The sequence below is a fragment of the Hoylesella nanceiensis DSM 19126 = JCM 15639 genome (genome assembly GCF_000379965.1).
Lineage (GTDB): Bacteria > Bacteroidota > Bacteroidia > Bacteroidales > Bacteroidaceae > Prevotella > Prevotella nanceiensis.
In genome coordinates this window covers 228,281-245,148 of sequence record NZ_KB904331.1, presented here as the reverse complement: position 1 = coordinate 245,148, position 16,868 = coordinate 228,281, and the positions used below count along the sequence as shown (strand labels likewise).

Annotated in this window: 13 protein-coding genes and 1 tRNA gene; 8 read left to right on the top strand and 6 right to left on the bottom strand. The window is 38.6% G+C overall.

What is annotated here, in order from left to right:
• Positions 1-97 precede the first annotated feature (97 nt).
• Positions 98-1,030: a DMT family transporter gene (locus A3GM_RS0107145; RefSeq protein ID WP_018362704.1), complete on the bottom strand. Its 933-nt coding sequence runs from the start codon at positions 1,028-1,030 to the stop codon at positions 98-100.
• A gap of 312 nt (positions 1,031-1,342) precedes the next feature.
• Here A3GM_RS0107145 and lysS point away from each other — a divergent pair, with 312 nt between their 5' ends.
• The 4 genes from lysS to A3GM_RS0107120 all read left to right on the top strand — a co-directional run bounded on the left by lysS (position 1,343) and on the right by A3GM_RS0107120 (position 6,397).
• Entirely contained in the window at positions 1,343-3,076 is a 1,734-nt protein-coding gene (lysS, locus tag A3GM_RS0107135) for a lysine--tRNA ligase (protein ID WP_018362703.1), read from the top strand.
• Between the two features lie 90 nt (positions 3,077-3,166).
• Positions 3,167-4,162 (top strand): NAD(P)H-dependent glycerol-3-phosphate dehydrogenase, encoded by a 996-nt coding sequence (locus tag A3GM_RS0107130; RefSeq protein ID WP_018362702.1) that lies wholly within the window; start codon positions 3,167-3,169, stop codon positions 4,160-4,162.
• Positions 4,163-4,180: 18 nt separating this feature from the next.
• Entirely contained in the window at positions 4,181-5,539 is a 1,359-nt protein-coding gene (locus A3GM_RS0107125; protein WP_018362701.1) for a glucose-6-phosphate isomerase, read from the top strand.
• A gap of 138 nt (positions 5,540-5,677) precedes the next feature.
• Complete coding sequence (locus A3GM_RS0107120; protein ID WP_018362700.1) at positions 5,678-6,397, top strand: inorganic diphosphatase; 720 nt, start codon at positions 5,678-5,680, stop codon at positions 6,395-6,397.
• A 181-nt stretch (positions 6,398-6,578) separates the two neighbouring features.
• Here the strand turns inward: A3GM_RS0107120 and A3GM_RS0107115 are convergent, their stop codons facing one another.
• Both A3GM_RS0107115 and mnmA read right to left on the bottom strand, forming a co-directional pair.
• The gene (locus A3GM_RS0107115) at positions 6,579-7,142 is read right to left on the bottom strand and encodes a methylated-DNA--[protein]-cysteine S-methyltransferase (protein ID WP_018362699.1); all 564 of its coding nucleotides are present in this window, start codon (positions 7,140-7,142) and stop codon (positions 6,579-6,581) included.
• A 61-nt stretch (positions 7,143-7,203) separates the two neighbouring features.
• The gene (mnmA, locus tag A3GM_RS0107110; RefSeq protein ID WP_018362698.1) at positions 7,204-8,277 is read right to left on the bottom strand and encodes a tRNA 2-thiouridine(34) synthase MnmA; all 1,074 of its coding nucleotides are present in this window, start codon (positions 8,275-8,277) and stop codon (positions 7,204-7,206) included.
• Between the two features lie 155 nt (positions 8,278-8,432).
• Between mnmA and A3GM_RS0107105 the strand changes: the two genes are divergently transcribed.
• On the top strand, positions 8,433-10,208 hold the full coding sequence (locus A3GM_RS0107105) for a DNA polymerase III subunit gamma/tau (RefSeq protein ID WP_018362697.1): 1,776 nt from the start codon (positions 8,433-8,435) through the stop codon (positions 10,206-10,208).
• 132 nt (positions 10,209-10,340) lie between these two features.
• Here the strand turns inward: A3GM_RS0107105 and asnA are convergent, their stop codons facing one another.
• On the bottom strand, positions 10,341-11,378 hold the full coding sequence (asnA, locus tag A3GM_RS0107100) for an aspartate--ammonia ligase (RefSeq protein ID WP_018362696.1): 1,038 nt from the start codon (positions 11,376-11,378) through the stop codon (positions 10,341-10,343).
• A gap of 112 nt (positions 11,379-11,490) precedes the next feature.
• On the opposite strand from asnA, the gene A3GM_RS0107095 reads away from it, so the two are divergent.
• Positions 11,491-11,564, top strand: a tRNA-Arg gene (locus A3GM_RS0107095).
• Between the two features lie 145 nt (positions 11,565-11,709).
• Here A3GM_RS0107095 and A3GM_RS0107090 read toward each other — a convergent pair.
• Both A3GM_RS0107090 and A3GM_RS0107085 read right to left on the bottom strand, forming a co-directional pair.
• Positions 11,710-12,258 (bottom strand): hypothetical protein, encoded by a 549-nt coding sequence (locus A3GM_RS0107090; RefSeq protein ID WP_018362695.1) that lies wholly within the window; start codon positions 12,256-12,258, stop codon positions 11,710-11,712.
• A complete protein-coding gene (locus A3GM_RS0107085; protein ID WP_018362694.1) occupies positions 12,255-12,998 on the bottom strand; it encodes a hypothetical protein in 744 nt (247 codons plus the stop codon). Before A3GM_RS0107085 ends, A3GM_RS0107090 begins: the two co-directional genes overlap by 4 nt.
• A gap of 219 nt (positions 12,999-13,217) precedes the next feature.
• Here A3GM_RS0107085 and pepT point away from each other — a divergent pair, with 219 nt between their 5' ends.
• Both pepT and A3GM_RS0107075 read left to right on the top strand, forming a co-directional pair.
• On the top strand, positions 13,218-14,441 hold the full coding sequence (pepT, locus tag A3GM_RS0107080) for a peptidase T (protein ID WP_018362693.1): 1,224 nt from the start codon (positions 13,218-13,220) through the stop codon (positions 14,439-14,441).
• A gap of 162 nt (positions 14,442-14,603) precedes the next feature.
• Positions 14,604-16,850, top strand: coding sequence for a cation:proton antiporter (locus tag A3GM_RS0107075; RefSeq protein ID WP_018362692.1), 2,247 nt, complete (start codon positions 14,604-14,606; stop codon positions 16,848-16,850).
• Positions 16,851-16,868: the final 18 nt, after the last annotated feature.

The following is a 16,868-nucleotide window of genomic DNA, read 5'->3' as shown; positions in this document are numbered from 1 at the left end:
CTTCTGCTTCTACTTTTTAATTACATAGCTATTAAACCTCAAAAGCAATGCTTTTACACTGCAAACTCAATCATATTACAAGCTAAAAGCATTGAGATTATAAGAAGAATAGCAAGAGTCCTAAGAATGAGACAATTGCGCCTATAATGCTTTTAATGCCAATGGTTTGTTTAAATACAAATTTAGCAGGAATCAATATCAAAATAGGTGTGAGTGACATAATGGTACTTGCGATGCCCGCAGCGGTATATTGTACTGCCATAAGCGAGAAACCAACTCCAATAAGAGGACCACAAATCACGGCGACGACAGTCATACTCATTCCTTTAGAGTCTTTAATTGAATGGGTAAAAGTACCCATCTCTTTTCTAATAATCAACCAAGAGCCAAAGCAAAGCAAGCCTGCAAAGCAACGAATGAGGTTGGCACTGAAGGGCATATACATGCTTACGCTGGGCAAAAGGTGCTGAGGCATGTCGTTAATGTATAAATCTAATCCCTTTTTGCTTAGTACTAAGCCCAAACCTTGCCCCAAAGCAGAACCTAACATAAATAAAACTCCTTTTAAAGGCAATTGCAAAGAGATTTTATTCGATTCGCCCTTGCCCAACAGAGCGATAGCTATTCCCGAAAGAGTGACGAGCATTGCTAACAGATTTTGCCATGTAAGCGTTTGATGAAGAAAGGTAAATGCAAAGAAAGCAGCGAAGAGTGGGGCGAGAGTCATAATCAATTGACCATATCGTGCGCCGATAATTAGATATCCTTTTAATAAACACCAGTCGCCAAAGAAATAGCCCACAACACCCGAAAGCATCAACCATATAATGGTGTTGGTACTGGCATAGATAGGGAAGGGATTGTCCATTGCCCACCAAAGGAAAAGAATGAGGGCAAAGAAGGTTAATAACATTCTCCAAACATTGAGGATAACAGCTCCAAATTGCTTTCCTGCTACCTCGCAAGCAATAGATGCTAGGGTCCATAAAAACGCAACTCCCAGCGATATAAGTTCACCTGTAAATTTCATTTCGATGCAAAGGTAATAACAATAAAATAAAGAACAAAGAACGAAAAGTTGCTTTTTATGCCGTAATGTGTCATAAGGAAGATTCTATCTGCATTTCTTTTTGTGCAAAATAGAATTCTTCTTTTCATTTTGTTAAAGCCATCTTACATCGGAATTAAGCTATAAATAAACCTTTAAAATATTGGGCAATGTCATATTTTCTTTGTATTTTTGCAACAAATTAATAAAGTAATTAAAAAGGTTTCAGCGTTGCAAAAATAGTTGTAATAGCTGAGTTGGCCTTGTTTATATAAACAACCGCATAAAAGAACTATGAACGTTTTAGAATTAAGTGAGCAGGAAATTATTAGAAGACAAAGCTTGCAAGAATTGAAAGACATGGGCATTGACCCTTATCCAGCAGCAGAGTATCCCACAAACGCTTATTCTGTAGAGATAAAGGAAAACTTCAAAGAAGATGAACAACGTGAGGTTTGTATTGCAGGAAGAATGATGACCCGACGCATTATGGGTAAGGCTTCGTTTGCAGAACTTCAAGATTCTAAGGGAAGAATACAGGTTTATATCACAAGAGATGATATTTGTCCTGACGAAAATAAAGACTTATATAACACCATCTTTAAGCGTTTGCTTGATATTGGTGACTTTATAGGAGTGAAAGGTTTTGTGTTTAGAACTCAAACTGGTGAAATCTCGGTTCATGCTAAAGAACTAGTGCTACTTAGTAAGAGCTTAAAACCACTTCCAATCGTTAAATATAAAGACGATGTTGCATACGATAAGTTCGACGATCCCGAACTTCGTTATCGTCAACGTTATGTAGATTTGGTTGTAAATGATGGTATTAAGGATACTTTCTTGAAGAGAGCTATTGCCATAAAGACCCTTCGTCGCGTTCTAGATGAAGCGGGTTACACAGAAGTTGAAACTCCAACTCTACAACAAATTGCAGGTGGTGCATCTGCACGTCCATTCATAACACATTTCAATGCCTTAAATACAGAAATGTATATGCGTATTGCAACCGAGCTATATCTAAAACGATTGATTGTTGGAGGCTTTGAAGGTGTGTACGAAATTGGTAAGAACTTCCGTAATGAAGGTATGGACAAGACCCATAATCCTGAGTTTACTTGTATGGAACTTTATGTTCAATATAAGGATTATAACTGGATGATGGACTTCACAGAGAAGCTTTTAGAAACCATTTGTATTGCTGTTAATGGTTCTGCAGAGACAGTTGTAGACGGAAAAACAATTAGTTTCAAGGCTCCTTATCGTCGTTTACCTATCTTAGATGCTATTAAAGAGAAGACAGGTTACGACTTAAATGGTCTTTCAGAAGAAGAAATTAGAGAGGTTTGCAATAAACTTAACCTCGAAATAGACGAATCAATGGGTAAAGGTAAGCTAATAGATGAAATCTTTGGAGAGTTCTGTGAAGGTTCATTTATACAGCCTACATTCATCACCGACTATCCTGTTGAGATGTCACCACTAACTAAAAAGCATCGTTCTAAGCCAGGATTAACTGAAAGATTCGAGCTTATGGTGAACGGAAAAGAGCTTGCTAATGCCTATTCAGAGCTTAATGACCCTATAGATCAAGAGGAACGCTTTGTTGAACAAATGCGTTTAGCTGACAAAGGTGATGACGAAGCGATGATTATTGATAAGGACTTCTTGCGTGCTTTGCAGTATGGTATGCCCCCAACATCAGGTATTGGTATCGGAATTGACCGTATGGTGATGTTAATGACTGGTCAAACTGCAATCCAAGAGGTATTGTTATTCCCACAAATGCGTCCCGAAAAGACTATTCCAAGAAGCTCTGTTGCAGATTGGGAAGCTATCGGTGTAGATGCAGAATGGGTGCCTTTATTCAATAAAGCAGGTTATAATTTAGTGTCAGATATCAAAGATTTGAAGGCACAAAAGTTGCAAATGGACGTTTGCGGCGTTAATAAAAAATATAAATTGGGGCTAGATAATCCTAAAGTTGAAGATTTTCAAGCATGGATTGACAAAGCTTCAAGTAATGCATAATTAGTTATTCGTAACTCATGTCATTTCTGTTTACAATCTAAATAGAGATGATGTGGGTTATGAATATTTTATTATGAATAAACAGAAGATATGTTTGATTGCGGAAAAATAGCAATAATTGGAGGCGGTAGTTGGGCAACAGCTATTGCAAAAATTGTTGTAAATAACACTCAACACATTGGTTGGTATATGCGAAGAGACGACAGAATAGAGACGTTTCGACGCTTGGGACATAACCCTGCCTATCTAACTAGTGTGCATTTCGATGTTAATCAAATATTCTTTTCATCAGATATAAATACTATTGTTGAGCAATATGACACATTAGTATTTGTTACTCCTTCTCCTTATTTAAAGAATCATCTGCGTAAACTCAAGACACGTTTGCGTGATAAGTTTATCATTACGGCCATAAAGGGTATTATTCCAGACGAAAACCTAGCGTGTTCGGATTATTTTCATCAAGTTTATGATGTGCCATACGAGAACATTGCGTGCATAGGAGGGCCTTCTCATGCAGAAGAAGTGGCTCTAGAACGTTTGTCATACCTCACTGTTGCGTGTGAAGATATTGAGAAAGCAGATGCTTTTAGCAATATTCTTTCGTCGAAATTCATTAAAACAAAGACCAGCACAGACGTACTTGGAATTGAATATTCGTCAGTTCTTAAAAACGTTTATGCCATCGCTTCGGGTGTATGTAGTGGTTTAAAGTATGGTGATAACTTTCAAGCTGTCCTTATTTCCAATGCGGTTCAAGAGATGAATCGTTTTCTTTCGACAGTGAAAGATATCCCAAGAAACATTTATGATTCTGTTTATTTAGGAGATTTATTGGTTACTGGCTACTCAAACTTTAGTAGAAACAGAACCTTTGGTACAATGATTGGTAAAGGATATAGTGTAAAGAGTGCCCAAATAGAAATGGAAATGATTGCAGAAGGCTATTTCGGTACAAAGTGCATGAAAGAAATTAATAGATATTTGCATGTAAACATGCCCATACTTGATGCCGTTTATAACATTTTGTATGAACGTATTTCGCCTCAAGTAGAAATAAAATTGCTTACAGACTCATTCAGATAAAATTTAAAAATTTCAGATATGAAGAAAATAAAATTAAACATTAGTAAGGCTGCATCATTCCTTTCACAAGGCGCAGTGCAAGCTTATGAACCTAAAGTGAAGGCTGCTCAACAAGCATTAGAACAAGGTACATGTCCAGGAAACGATTTTTTAGGTTGGTTACATCTACCTTCTTCAATCACAACAGCTTTTCTTCAAGAAATTCAAGATTGTGCTAACACATTGAGAGAAAAATGCGATACCATCGTAGTTGCAGGTATCGGAGGTAGTTATTTGGGTGCTCGTGCCGTTATCGAAGCCCTAAGTAACTCTTTTTCTTGGTTAGTTCAAGACCCAAAGAACCCTACAATTGTATTTGCAGGAAATAATATTGGCGAAGATTATCTTTATGAATTGAGCCAATATCTTAAAGGAAAGAAATTCGGAGTCATCAATATTTCAAAGTCAGGAACAACAACTGAAACAGCTCTTGCATTCCGTTTGTTAAAGAAACAATGTGAAGATCAAAGAGGAAAAGAAGAGGCTAAAGACGTAATTGTTGCTATTACCGATGCTACAAAGGGTGCAGCAAGAGCTGCAGCAACTAAAGAAGGCTATAAAACTTTCGTTATTCCAGATAACGTTGGTGGTCGTTTCTCAGTTTTAACTCCTGTAGGTTTGCTTCCAATTGCATGCGCTGGATTCGATATTCAAGCATTGGTTAAGGGTGCAACAGATATGGAAAAGGAAACAGGTGTAGACGTTCCATTCAGCGAAAACATTGCTGCTCAATATGCTGCAGTGCGCAATGGCCTTTATAATGAGTTGGGTAAGAAAATCGAAATCATGGTGAACTACCAACCAAAGCTTCACTTCTTTAGCGAATGGTGGAAGCAATTATATGGCGAAAGCGAAGGAAAAGACAACAAAGGCATTTATCCTTCATCATGCGACTTCACTACTGACCTTCATTCTATGGGTCAATGGATTCAAGAAGGCGAAAGAACTATCTTCGAAACCGTTATTAGTGTAGAAGAAAGCAACCACACATTGTTGTTCCCAAGCGATGAAGAAAACCTCGATGGATTGAACTTCTTAGCAGGAAAACGTGTAGATGACGTGAACAAGATGGCAGAACTTGGTACCCAATTAGCACACGTAGACGGTGGAGTACCTAACATCTTAGTAACCGTTCCACAACTAAACGAATATTATTTAGGACAACTTATCTACTTCTTTGAAATCGCTTGCGGTATCAGTGGTAATGTTTTAGAGGTTAATCCATTTAACCAACCAGGTGTAGAAGCATACAAAAAGAACATGTTTGCGTTGTTAGAAAAACCAGGATATGAAGCTGAAAGCAAAGCTATTAAAGAGCGTTTGCAAAGCGAACAATAAGTAGTTATATACTATAAGTTTACAAGTTAAGAGACATCTTGGCTATATCTGAAATAAAAGAAATACCAAAGGTGCTCTTCACTTGTAAACTTTTCTTTTAAAATCATCAATCAACCATCAAGACGTTTGTTTATAGTTATGTTTCAACAAGTCATTCATCAGTATAAAGAAGACCATCAGTTATCAACCTTTAAGCCCAAAGCTGTACTCTTTGATATGGATGGAGTGCTCTATGATTCAATGAAAAATCATACTTATGCGTGGCAAGAAGCAATGAAAAAGTTTGGTTTAGACGTGCCTGCAGAGATGACTTATCAATACGAAGGCATGCGAGGTGTTGAAACAATACAGATTTTGATGCGTGAACAACGCAACGAAACGATTGATGAAGATGAGGCTCTACGCATGTATAATGAAAAGGCTCGTGTGTTCGAAACATTGCCCACAGCACCCATTATGCCTGGAGTTTTAAAGTTGATGCATAAGATTAAGGATGCAGGACTGCAAATTGTGGTTGTTACAGGAAGTGCTCAAAAGCCTTTAATCGAGCGTCTTTTAACCGATTTCGAAGGCTTTATTGTGCGTGAAAAAATTGTTTCAGCTTATGATGTAACAAGAGGAAAGCCTGCTCCCGACCCTTATTTAAAAGGATTATTGAAGGCTGGTGGCTTGCAACCACACGAAGCTATGGTTGTAGAAAATGCGCCATTAGGAGTTAGTGCAGGTGTTGCTGCAGGCATATTGACCATTGCTGTGAATAGTGGACCATTGCCAAATGAGGCTCTTTCGTCACGAGGTGCAGCCGTGGTGTACGACAATATGGAGCAATTAGCTAACGACTGGCACGTTTGTTGGTAAGTCCTTTCCTTTTAATTGCACAACCCTTATTTCGTAATAGCTTTGTAAGTGCTTGCTAATAGCATAGCTTTTAGTGGGTAAAAGCATTCCTTTTACCGCTTAATTACATCGCTTTTACATTCAAATTACATTGAGTTTATTTTTCGATTGCATCGCCCCTTGTTGCAATCGCATATCTTCTTTATTTCAAGAAGTCGTCTTCTTTGAATAGAGAGGCAGACTTGTTGTGTTGATTTTGTTGCTCTAATTGTAATAAAAAAGCCTTTTTATTCAATCCGCCTGCATAGCCAACCAGTTCTCCTTTGCTTCCTATCACTCGATGACAGGGTATAATTATTGAAATGAAATTCTTGTTATTGGCATTGGCAACTGCTCTAACTGCTTGCTCATTTCCAACCTTTTGAGCAAGAGTTTTATAAGAAATGGTTGTTCCGTAAGGTATCTTTATCAGCTCATTCCACGTTGCTTGCTGAAAAGAAGTACCCCATAAGTGAATGGGAAGATGGAATTTAGAACGCTTTTTATTGAAATATTCGTCTAATTGACGCTTTGTTTCTTCAATAATAGGCGAAGACTTATGAACGAACGATGCACCGCTTAGGGTTTGAATCTTTTGTAATCTCTTTTCAAAAGATGCACTTTCTTCCCATAAACACAAGCAAATAAACTGCTCGTAGCTGCCCAATAGCAAGGTGCCAATAGGCGAGTGGTAGGGCGATAATTCTATTATTTCATTCTGTTTCATAAGCAATAAAAAAGGAAGAAATGTTCCATTACATTCCCTCCTATAATATAATAAGGTCTACTTAAATACTTATTTCACCCGAACCGATGCATCGATGGTGCTCTTCATCATACACAACGCAGAACTGTCCTGGTGCAACTCCGTGTATTGGGCACTCAGAATACAAACGATATTCATTGTCGTTGATTTTCTCCATGCGTGCTTTGTGGAACTCAGGAGTGTGTCTTATCTTGAAAGTAACGTTGCTTAAGTCAACCTCTTCGGTAAGGAAATGGAAGTCGCTAACGCCAAATTCAGATTTAAATGCACTGCTTGGCTCATATCCTTTGCTTACATATAAGATGTTGTTACTCACGTCTTTCTTCACAACAAACCACGGTCCGCCGCCAAAACCTAAGCCATGACGCTGTCCAATGGTGTAAAACCACAAGCCTTTGTGCTGACCTATGCGCTTGTTTGTTTGCAATTCGAGTACTTCACCAATGTTTTCGCCTAAATATTTGCGAATATAATCGTTGTAATTGATTTTTCCTAAGAAGCAAATACCTTGAGAGTCTTTTCTTTTAGCGTTGATAAGATGTTCACGTTCGGCAATAACTCGCACCTCATCTTTTTGAAAGTGCCCAATAGGGAATATGGCTTTTTTAAGTTGCCAATCGTATATTTGAGCTAAAAAGTCGGTTTGGTCTTTTACAGGATCAGGACTTGTAACCAGCCATTTCTTGCCATTTATAATCTCAGTTTGGGCATAATGGCCTGTAGCAATTAAGTCATAGTCCTTTCCTTTCTTATCATGAAAGGCGCCAAACTTAATCAATCGATTACACATTACATCGGGATTAGGTGTAAAACCTGCCTTTACCTTATCCATAGTGTATTTAGTTACTTGGTCCCAGTATTCCTTATGGCAATCAATTACTTCGAGTTTGCAACCGAAACGGTGTGCAACAGCGGTCGCCATTTCAAGGTCTTCTTCAGAAGAACAATCCCATTCTTCCTCTTGTTCTGGACCAATTTTGATATAAAAACAATCGGGGTGGAGGCCTTGTTGTACCAATTCGTAAAGTACAACCGAACTATCTACGCCTCCAGAAAGCAATACTGCGATCTTTTTATCCTGTAAATTTTCATTCATAGACTACAAACTTACAATATTTTTTTCGTTCTAACACTACGAAAGAGAATAAAAATAGCTAACTTTGCAACAAATGATGTTATTATAAAAGATATTACATTTTGTAGCAATACGATATTATTTGAGATATTGTTATTGAGCAAAAAGAGCACAATATGGAAGAATATATAGTTTCAGCCCGTAAATATCGCCCCGCATCTTTCGATACAGTGGTGGGGCAAAAGGCACTAACAGAAACACTAAAGAATGCAATTAAGGCGAATAAATTGGCGCATGCATACCTCTTTTGTGGACCTCGTGGAGTGGGAAAGACCACTTGTGCCCGTATTTTTGCAAAGACAATCAACTGCTTTACACCAACTGCTCAAGGCGAAGCGTGTAACCATTGCGAAAGTTGTGCAGCCTTTAATGAACAACGTTCGTTTAATATTTTTGAGTTAGATGCGGCAAGTAATAACTCAGTTGAGAACATAAAGGCCCTTATGGAGCAAACACGTATCCCGCCACAAGTGGGCAAATACAAGGTGTTTATTATCGATGAGGTGCACATGTTGTCGACAGCTGCGTTCAATGCGTTCTTGAAAACGCTCGAAGAACCACCCGCACACGTTATCTTTATCCTTGCAACTACAGAGAAACATAAGATTCTTCCAACCATTCTTTCACGTTGTCAGATTTACGATTTCGAACGAATGACAGTGCAAGACATTGTGAATCACCTCGAAAGTGTAGCAAAGCAAGAGGGAATAACTTACGAACCTGAAGCTTTAACCATTATTGCTGAGAAGGCAGATGGCGGTATGCGTGATGCACTTTCAATCTTTGATCAAACCGCTTCGTTTGCTCAAGGCAACATAACTTATGCTAAAGTGCTTGAAGATCTCAACGTATTAGATGTTGAGAACTATTTTAAAATGATTGATTTCTCTCTTGAAAACAAGGTAAGCGAATTGATGTTATTGCTCAATTCTATTGTTTCTAGAGGATTCGACTATGGAAATATATCGGTAGGACTTGCTGCTCACATTCGAAATGTATTGATGTCGAAAGACGAAAAGACCGTTTCTCTAATCGAAACAAGCGATTCTTTACGACAAAGATATAAAGAACAGGCGGCAAAATGCCCTACAACGTTCCTATATAAGGCTTTAAAACTCCTCAATCAGTGCGACATCAACTATAAGCAAAGTAGCAATAAGGCCCTACTTGTTGAGCTAACACTTATTCAGGTGGCGCAAATCACCCAGCCAGAGGATGCAGATTCAGATGCATCGGGGCGCAGCCCTAAGAGTTTAAAAACCCTGTTTAAGCTATTAACTGCCAGCAATCGCACCCAAACAGATAAGCAGGTGTCTGTAAGCGATAAACCAAAGGCGGTTCAACCCATCGTGTCTCAACCCAAAGAGCCTACAACTCCCGTTAAGACAGAGCAACCTAAGGCTAGCAATAACCCTTCTCGTCCCCGCTTAAAGATTTCAGATTTGGCTGTAACGTCAAAAGGAATGGGTACAAGAAGCAATGCTGCAAAAGAGGAATATGAAGAGTTAGTGAATACAGAAGAGCAGACTTCTACTTTCACCGACGAAGATTTGAGAGAGAAATGGATATCGATGTGCAACAGAATGCCACCCAATATGAAGGCAATGGCAATGCGTATGAAAAATATGAAGTTGCATATCACCACGCTACCCAATATCGAAGTGGTAGTAGATAACCAAATATTGCTTACCCAAATGAATGAGATTCTTGTCCGATTAGAGGTAACTATGGCGCAAGACCTCAAGAATAAAGATGTGAAAATATCGCTTCGTTTGGCAAAGAAAGAAGAGTTAAAACCCATATTGACCGACAGAGAGATCTTTGCAAAGCTGCTTAAAAATAACCATTCGCTTGCAACTTTAAAAGAAGCACTCAAGTTAGAGCTCTCTTAAATAAAGCACTTGTTGCAGAATTGCATAGCAACTCTTTCATAAAAAGAACAAAGCCTCTTTCAAGTCACTAACAAAAGAGATAGAAAAAGAAAAGAATAAAGGTATTTCTTCATTTGAGAAACACCTTTATTCTTATATTAGTGGAATGCCTGCAGCTTCACATTCGTTGCGCATTTCATCGGTCCAAATACTTGCTTGTATTTCTCCTATGTGCGCTTTGTGCAGTAATATCATACATAAACGGCTCTGACCAATACCTCCGCCTATTGATAAAGGCAACTTATGGTTGAGCAGTTGTTGGTGGAAATATAAGTCTTTTCTGTCCAAAGAATTACTTATTTCGAGCTGTTCCATAAGCGATTGCTCGTTTACTCTTATACCCATAGACGATAGTTCGATTGCTCTTTCCAAGATTGGATACCAAATTAAGATGTCACCATTCAATCCACGCAATCCATTTTCACCCATAGTGTGCCAATCATCGTAGTCAGGTGCACGATTATCGTGCTTCTCTCCGTTGCTCAAAACATCTCCAATACCAATGATAAACACCGCTCCAAACTCCTTGCAAATAGCATTTTCACGCTCTTTAGCCGACAGGTTAGGATAGCGTTGCAACAATTCTTCGCTATGAATAAAATGAATTTCCTTAGGTAAGAAAGGCTTTAAACCTTGGTAGGTTTCGCAAACGAGGTATTCGGTGCGACGAATAGCAGAGTAGATGCGTTCTACAACATTCTTAAGGAAAGCCACATTGCGATTACTATCGTTGATAACCGCTTCCCAGTCCCATTGGTCTACATACAAAGAATGAAGGTTATCCAATTCCTCATCGGCACGAATTGCATTCATATCCGTATATATTCCGTGACCGTCTTCAATACCATGTTCAGCCAAAGTCAATCTCTTCCATTTAGCAAGCGAATGAACCACCTCAGCATGTGCATCGTTCAAATCCTTGATGGGGAAAGTAACAGCTCGTTCAGTTCCATTCAAGTCGTCGTTAATACCCAATCCTTTTAAAACGAAAAGGGGAGCAGTTACACGACGAAGGCGAAGTTCTGTTGAGAAATTCTGTTGAAAAAAATCCTTAATCAGTTTAATTCCTTGCTCTGTTTGGTGCTTATTGAGCAGTGCATTATAATTTTTTGGAAGAATGAGTTGCGCCATATCTTTTTGTAATAATTTTGATTACAAAGGTATATAAAATGCCGTCAACAACGGCTTTTTATAGGTATTAATTTTGATTTCTCGTTTGTTTAGTTTAAATTTGCATGTCTTTGGCTCCGTAGCTTAGCTGAATAGAGCGTCAGATTCCGGTTCTGAAGGTCTTGGGTTTGAATCCCAACGGGGTCACAAAGTAAAAGGATACCATTTGAGAGGGTATCCTTTTATTTTTTTATTGTTCAACAAGTGTTTTCAAAAAGCATTGACTTTGCACTGCAAAAGCATTGCTTTTAGCCTGTAAGATCAATGCTTTTATATCATGAACTCAATGCTATTAGATAATCATCAACAGAACATTGATTCCTATTAGCACCCACGATAAAATCACCATGAGCCAACTTTTGGTGCTATTCTTTAAATAATTCTTCCACGCAAGGGTAGAGAGAACGATTGAAAAGACGCTACTTACGAAGAAAGGAAGGCCATATCTTGTTGCTTTTTCACTCTCTTGCAGACTATAAGCCGCCATTAAAATAAAGATCGAGGCAACGAGAATAAACGCCACAACAATGAGTCCAAAGTAGAAAACGAAGACAAACGAGGGTGAACGTTCACGCATTTTGTTGGCCAATTCGACATTAACAGGATCTTTAAACTCATCTTCAAGCATGTTGGCTGCACGCTTCTGATGATGTTCGAGCCACACCGTTATAGCAGTAAAGATGAGGGTTGCAGAGCAGAAAAGAATTCTTGCAAGGCCTTCAAACATCAAAAGAAAGACGATAAAGAGGCCTAAGCCGAATAGAATTATTTTCCAAGTAGATGGTCTTTTCTCACCATAATAGCTGTTATCGAACGGATTATTGGGATCTAACCATTTCATTTTGCACCTCCAGGAATCTTCACTTCATTGATATCACTAATAACATTCCATGTGAAATTGAAGCTCTCTCCCTTAAATTCTATATTGTTATTTTTGTATTTATAGGTCACCTTGTAGGTCTTTCCATCAAAAGTGCTGTGTTGAACTTGATTTGGTTTGAGATAATCTTTAGGCAAATCGGTACTTAATTGCAACACCGCAGTAGAGTCAGAAGGGTTAGATGATATAATTTTTGCCCATGTCCAAGAACTCAAAGTGCGTGGAGGTTCAGGATAATATTCAGTGTCTGTGGCACAACCAAAATACAAATCGCCAGCCTTTGGTGCAACAGCCGAAGCCTCTTTAAGTGCCTTTTGCTTTGGAAGATCAACTAAAATGAATCTCGCAGCCTTAAATGCAAAGAATGAAAGAAGGGCAATTGTAAGTGCAATCCATATCTTTCCAAAAAGTGTAAAGCGTCTTCCTGCACCCTCAACAGGGAAGTTTTGAGCCTGATGTTGTTGGAAAAGGCTCTTCATTTCCGTTGTCCAGTTGCGAGGATGTATAATCTGATCTGTTCCTATTTCATAGAAACGGCCCGAGCATTTCTTTGCGATTGTAACCGACATGCCCATTACATTGGTTTCTTCTTTGCTCAAAATTAAACGCATAGGTTCAATTCTTCCGCTAATGGGGCAGGTTAAATCTTCGACAATAACTTCTTTAAATGGAATCGTTTTACGTGTAATTGTAATAATCATAGTATGCTTTTATTTAATAATTTAGCACAAAGGTACAAGTAATGAACTTTACATTTAAAATGATAATATTGTTTTTACGAACTTTTTTGTTTTGAAATTGCAAATTAAGAACTTTTCATTAAGACTCGAAGTTATAATAAAATAGTTGAATTTATTTTGTTGTGTGTGGCATAATTGTTAACTTTGTAACAAATCATATCAATAAAAACGAATTTGAAAATGAATATAGTAGAAAGGTTTTTAAATTACACCAAATTCGATACTCAATCGTCTGAAGAGTCTGAAACCGTGCCCAGTACGGCAAAGCAATTGGTGTTTGCCGAGTATTTAAAAAAAGAATTAGAGCGTGAAGGCTTGAGCGATGTTGAAATGGATGATAAAGGTTATATCTATGCAACATTGAAATCGAATACCAAGAAAAAAGTTCCAACAATTGGATTTATTTCTCACTACGACACAAGTCCCGATTGTAGCGGTGCCAATGTCAATGCACAAATCATTAAAAACTATGATGGTGGCGACATAACACTTGCTTCAGGTCTTGTTTCTTCTGTGCAAAAATTCCCTGAACTTAAATCGCATGTGGGCGAAGACCTTATTGTTACCGACGGAACCACATTGTTGGGAGCTGACGATAAAGCTGGTATTGCCGAAATTATGCAGGCAATGTGCTATCTAAGAGATCACCCCGAGATTGAACATGGCGATATAAGAGTGGGCTTTAATCCTGATGAAGAGATTGGAAAGGGAGCGCATCACTTCGACGTTAAACGCTTTGGTTGCGAGTGGGCATACACTATGGACGGCGGAGATCTTGGTGGATTAGAATACGAAAACTTTAATGCTGCAGGCGCAAAGATAACCATTCATGGTGTAAGTGTGCACCCCGGTTATGCAAAAGGCAAAATGGTGAATGCCAATACTCTTGCTTTTGAATTGGCACAAATGCTTCCTGCAACCGAAACTCCAGAGCATACAGAAGACTATGAAGGCTTTTATCACCTTTATAGCGTAAATGGTTCTACCGAAAAAGCAACACTTAACTATATCATTCGTGATCACTCTTTCGATAAGTTCGAAACAAGAAAGAGCTTTGTTGAGTCGTGTGTAAAGGCAATGAACGAGAAATATGGAGAAGGAACCGTTGAATGTGCCATTAGCGATCAATACTATAACATGAAAGAAAAAATCGATCCAAATATGCATGTTATTGATATTGTGTTGCAAGCAATGCAAGAAAGCGGTGTAGCACCAAAGGTGGAGCCTATTAGAGGTGGTACTGATGGAGCGCAATTGAGCTTTAAAGGATTGCCATGTCCCAACATCTTTGCAGGTGGTTTGTATTTCCATGGCCCTCACGAAACCGTTTCTATTCAGGTAATGGAAAAGGCAGTAGATGTTATTGTGCGTATTTGTGCAATCACATCTAAGTTCAACGACTAGGTCTCTGAATAACATTTACATCATTAAACAGGCGACAATGGTTTTTGGTTGTCGTTTGTTTAATGGTTTTACTTATATAGAAGGCTTTGAAAAAGGCCTTCTAACACCTAACTAATAACATATAGACAACACAAAGTTAAGATAAAAACAAGAGAGAAATAAATGAGTAATATAGCCCCTTTAATAGGAGATTTGGGATTAATACTAGTAGTTGCAGGTATCGTTACATTGCTTTTTAAACGCCTTAAACAACCTTTGGTGTTGGGATATATCGTTGCTGGCTTCTTAGTTGGACCCAATATGCCTTATACTCCCTCGATAGTTGATAGAGTAGACGTGCAGGTTTGGGCGGATATTGGTGTGGTTTTCCTCTTGTTTTCTATGGGCTTAGACTTCTCTTTTAAAAAGATTTTTAAGCTGGGAACAGCCCCGTTTATTGCTGTTCTGGGTATAGTCGTCTCCATGTTCACCATCGGTTATACGGCAGGTTGGCTGTTCGGGTGGACGTCTATGGAGCGAATTTTCTTAGCATCTGTATTCTCTGTATGTAGTAGTTCAACCATTGTATATAAAACCTTCAATGAGTTGAAACTGAAACAACAACGCTTTGCCAGTTTGGTTTTAAGTGTATTGGTGATCGAAGATGTATTAAGTATTGTTATCATGGTGATGCTTTCTGCCATTGCTGGGGGCGATTCGCTTAGCTCTATGGAGCTCATTAAGATCACGACAAAGATTGCTTTCTTTATTATCTTATGGTTTGTCGTGGGTATTTATCTTGTTCCTATCTTCTTAAGAAAGACAAGAAAGATTATGACCAACGAGATTTTGCTAGTGGTTTCATTGGCAATGTGTTTCTTTATGGCCATATTCTCGGCGCAAGTAGGCTTTAGTAGTGCTTTCGGAGCATTCGTAATGGGTTCTATTTTGGCAGAAACAGTTGATGTTCACAAGATCATAAAGGTGGTAGAACCTATAAAAGACCTTTTTGGAGCGGTGTTCTTCGTGTCGGTAGGTATGCTTGTTGACGTGAAAATATTGATCGATTATGCCTTGCCTATATTGAGTATTGTGGCATTGGTGATAGTGGGTCAAGCAATCTTCGGTACTTTCTCGTTCATGCTTAGCGGTAATTCGCTTAAGACTTCAATGCAAAGTAGCTTCTCAATGGCGCAAATTGGTGAGTTTCCTTTTATCATTGCATCGCTGGGAGTGTCGTTAGGTGTTATCGGAAACTTTATGTATCCTGTGATAGTTGCTGCATCGGCAATAACTACTTTCTTAACTCCTTATGTGATAAAGAGCGCAGTTCCTCTTTATAATGGATTGGAACGAGTGCTTCCACGCAGATGGATGAAGATGATTAACCACATGAATGTGGGTACAGAACGTGACTCGTCGAATAGCTTGTGGAAGCCTTTTATGATAAGAATGTTGCGCACTGTGGTGATTTATAGTATCATCTCAACAGCTGTTATTTCGTTAATGCTCACTTTCTTCTTACCTTTCATTCGTTCTATCTTGCCTCATTGGTGGGCAAATGCCGTGTGTGGAGGTCTTACTTTGATGTTTATTGCCTCGTTCCTTCGTGCTATTGTGCTTGCACCTAACCATAGTGCAGAGTTCAAAGGTTTGTGGAATGAGAGTCATAAGAATCGCTTGCCGCTTACGTTTATGACTTTTGTGCGTATCGTTATCGCTGTGGCTTTCACCTTTTATATATGTAATTACTTAAGTAGATTCTCGTTTGCGCTAATGATGAGTATTGCTTTGGTGATGGTAATTCTGATGTTGATGTCGAGAAGATTAAAGAGTAGAACGATCAGAATGGAGCGACAATTTGTTGAAAACCTACGTGCAAGGGATATCGAAGCTGTGGTGTTGGGTCACAACAAGCCTTTATATGCTCGTAATTTGCAGGATAGAGATTTGCATATTGCAGACTTTGAGGTGCCCGAGAATAGTATTTGGATTGGTAAAACACTTGAAGAACTACAACTTGCAAGTATCTATGGAATTCAAGTGAGTAGTATCTTACGTGGCAAACATCGATTGAATATTCCTGGAGGGTCAACTATTATCTACCCAGGTGATGTGATTCAGGCCATAGGTAGCGACGAAAAGCTAACTGCTTTCCATACTGCTATGAGCGAAGCATTGGTTCCTGACGATTTAGAAATAGAGATGCGAGAAATGAAGCTCAAGCAACTAATTGTTGAAAAGGATAGTTATTTAATTGGAAAGACAGTACAAAACAGTGGTATTAGAGATCGGTTTAACTGTATGATTGTAGGTTTTGATGATGGAAATGAAGACCTAACCCCGGCTCATCCAACACGAGAATTTAAGATTGGAGACGTAGTTTGGTTGGTAGGAGAGCAAGAGTCATTAAAAGAATGGATGTCGTAAAGAAATGATACATCGTGC

What these genes read in the sequence shown, in the direction of transcription:
- A3GM_RS0107115 (WP_018362699.1), bottom strand. Translation starts at nt 7,142, where the DNA reads ATGAAACAGAATGAAATAATAGAATTATCGCCCTACCACTCGCCTATT.
- lysS (WP_018362703.1), top strand. Translation starts at nt 1,343, where the DNA reads ATGAACGTTTTAGAATTAAGTGAGCAGGAAATTATTAGAAGACAAAGC.
- A3GM_RS0107145 (WP_018362704.1), bottom strand. Translation starts at nt 1,030, where the DNA reads ATGAAATTTACAGGTGAACTTATATCGCTGGGAGTTGCGTTTTTATGG.
- asnA (WP_018362696.1), bottom strand. Translation starts at nt 11,378, where the DNA reads ATGGCGCAACTCATTCTTCCAAAAAATTATAATGCACTGCTCAATAAG.
- A3GM_RS0107105 (WP_018362697.1), top strand. Translation starts at nt 8,433, where the DNA reads ATGGAAGAATATATAGTTTCAGCCCGTAAATATCGCCCCGCATCTTTC.
- A3GM_RS0107075 (WP_018362692.1), top strand. Translation starts at nt 14,604, where the DNA reads ATGAGTAATATAGCCCCTTTAATAGGAGATTTGGGATTAATACTAGTA.
- pepT (WP_018362693.1), top strand. Translation starts at nt 13,218, where the DNA reads ATGAATATAGTAGAAAGGTTTTTAAATTACACCAAATTCGATACTCAA.
- mnmA (WP_018362698.1), bottom strand. Translation starts at nt 8,277, where the DNA reads ATGAATGAAAATTTACAGGATAAAAAGATCGCAGTATTGCTTTCTGGA.
- A3GM_RS0107130 (WP_018362702.1), top strand. Translation starts at nt 3,167, where the DNA reads ATGTTTGATTGCGGAAAAATAGCAATAATTGGAGGCGGTAGTTGGGCA.
- A3GM_RS0107120 (WP_018362700.1), top strand. Translation starts at nt 5,678, where the DNA reads ATGTTTCAACAAGTCATTCATCAGTATAAAGAAGACCATCAGTTATCA.
- A3GM_RS0107125 (WP_018362701.1), top strand. Translation starts at nt 4,181, where the DNA reads ATGAAGAAAATAAAATTAAACATTAGTAAGGCTGCATCATTCCTTTCA.
- A3GM_RS0107085 (WP_018362694.1), bottom strand. Translation starts at nt 12,998, where the DNA reads ATGATTATTACAATTACACGTAAAACGATTCCATTTAAAGAAGTTATT.
- A3GM_RS0107090 (WP_018362695.1), bottom strand. Translation starts at nt 12,258, where the DNA reads ATGAAATGGTTAGATCCCAATAATCCGTTCGATAACAGCTATTATGGT.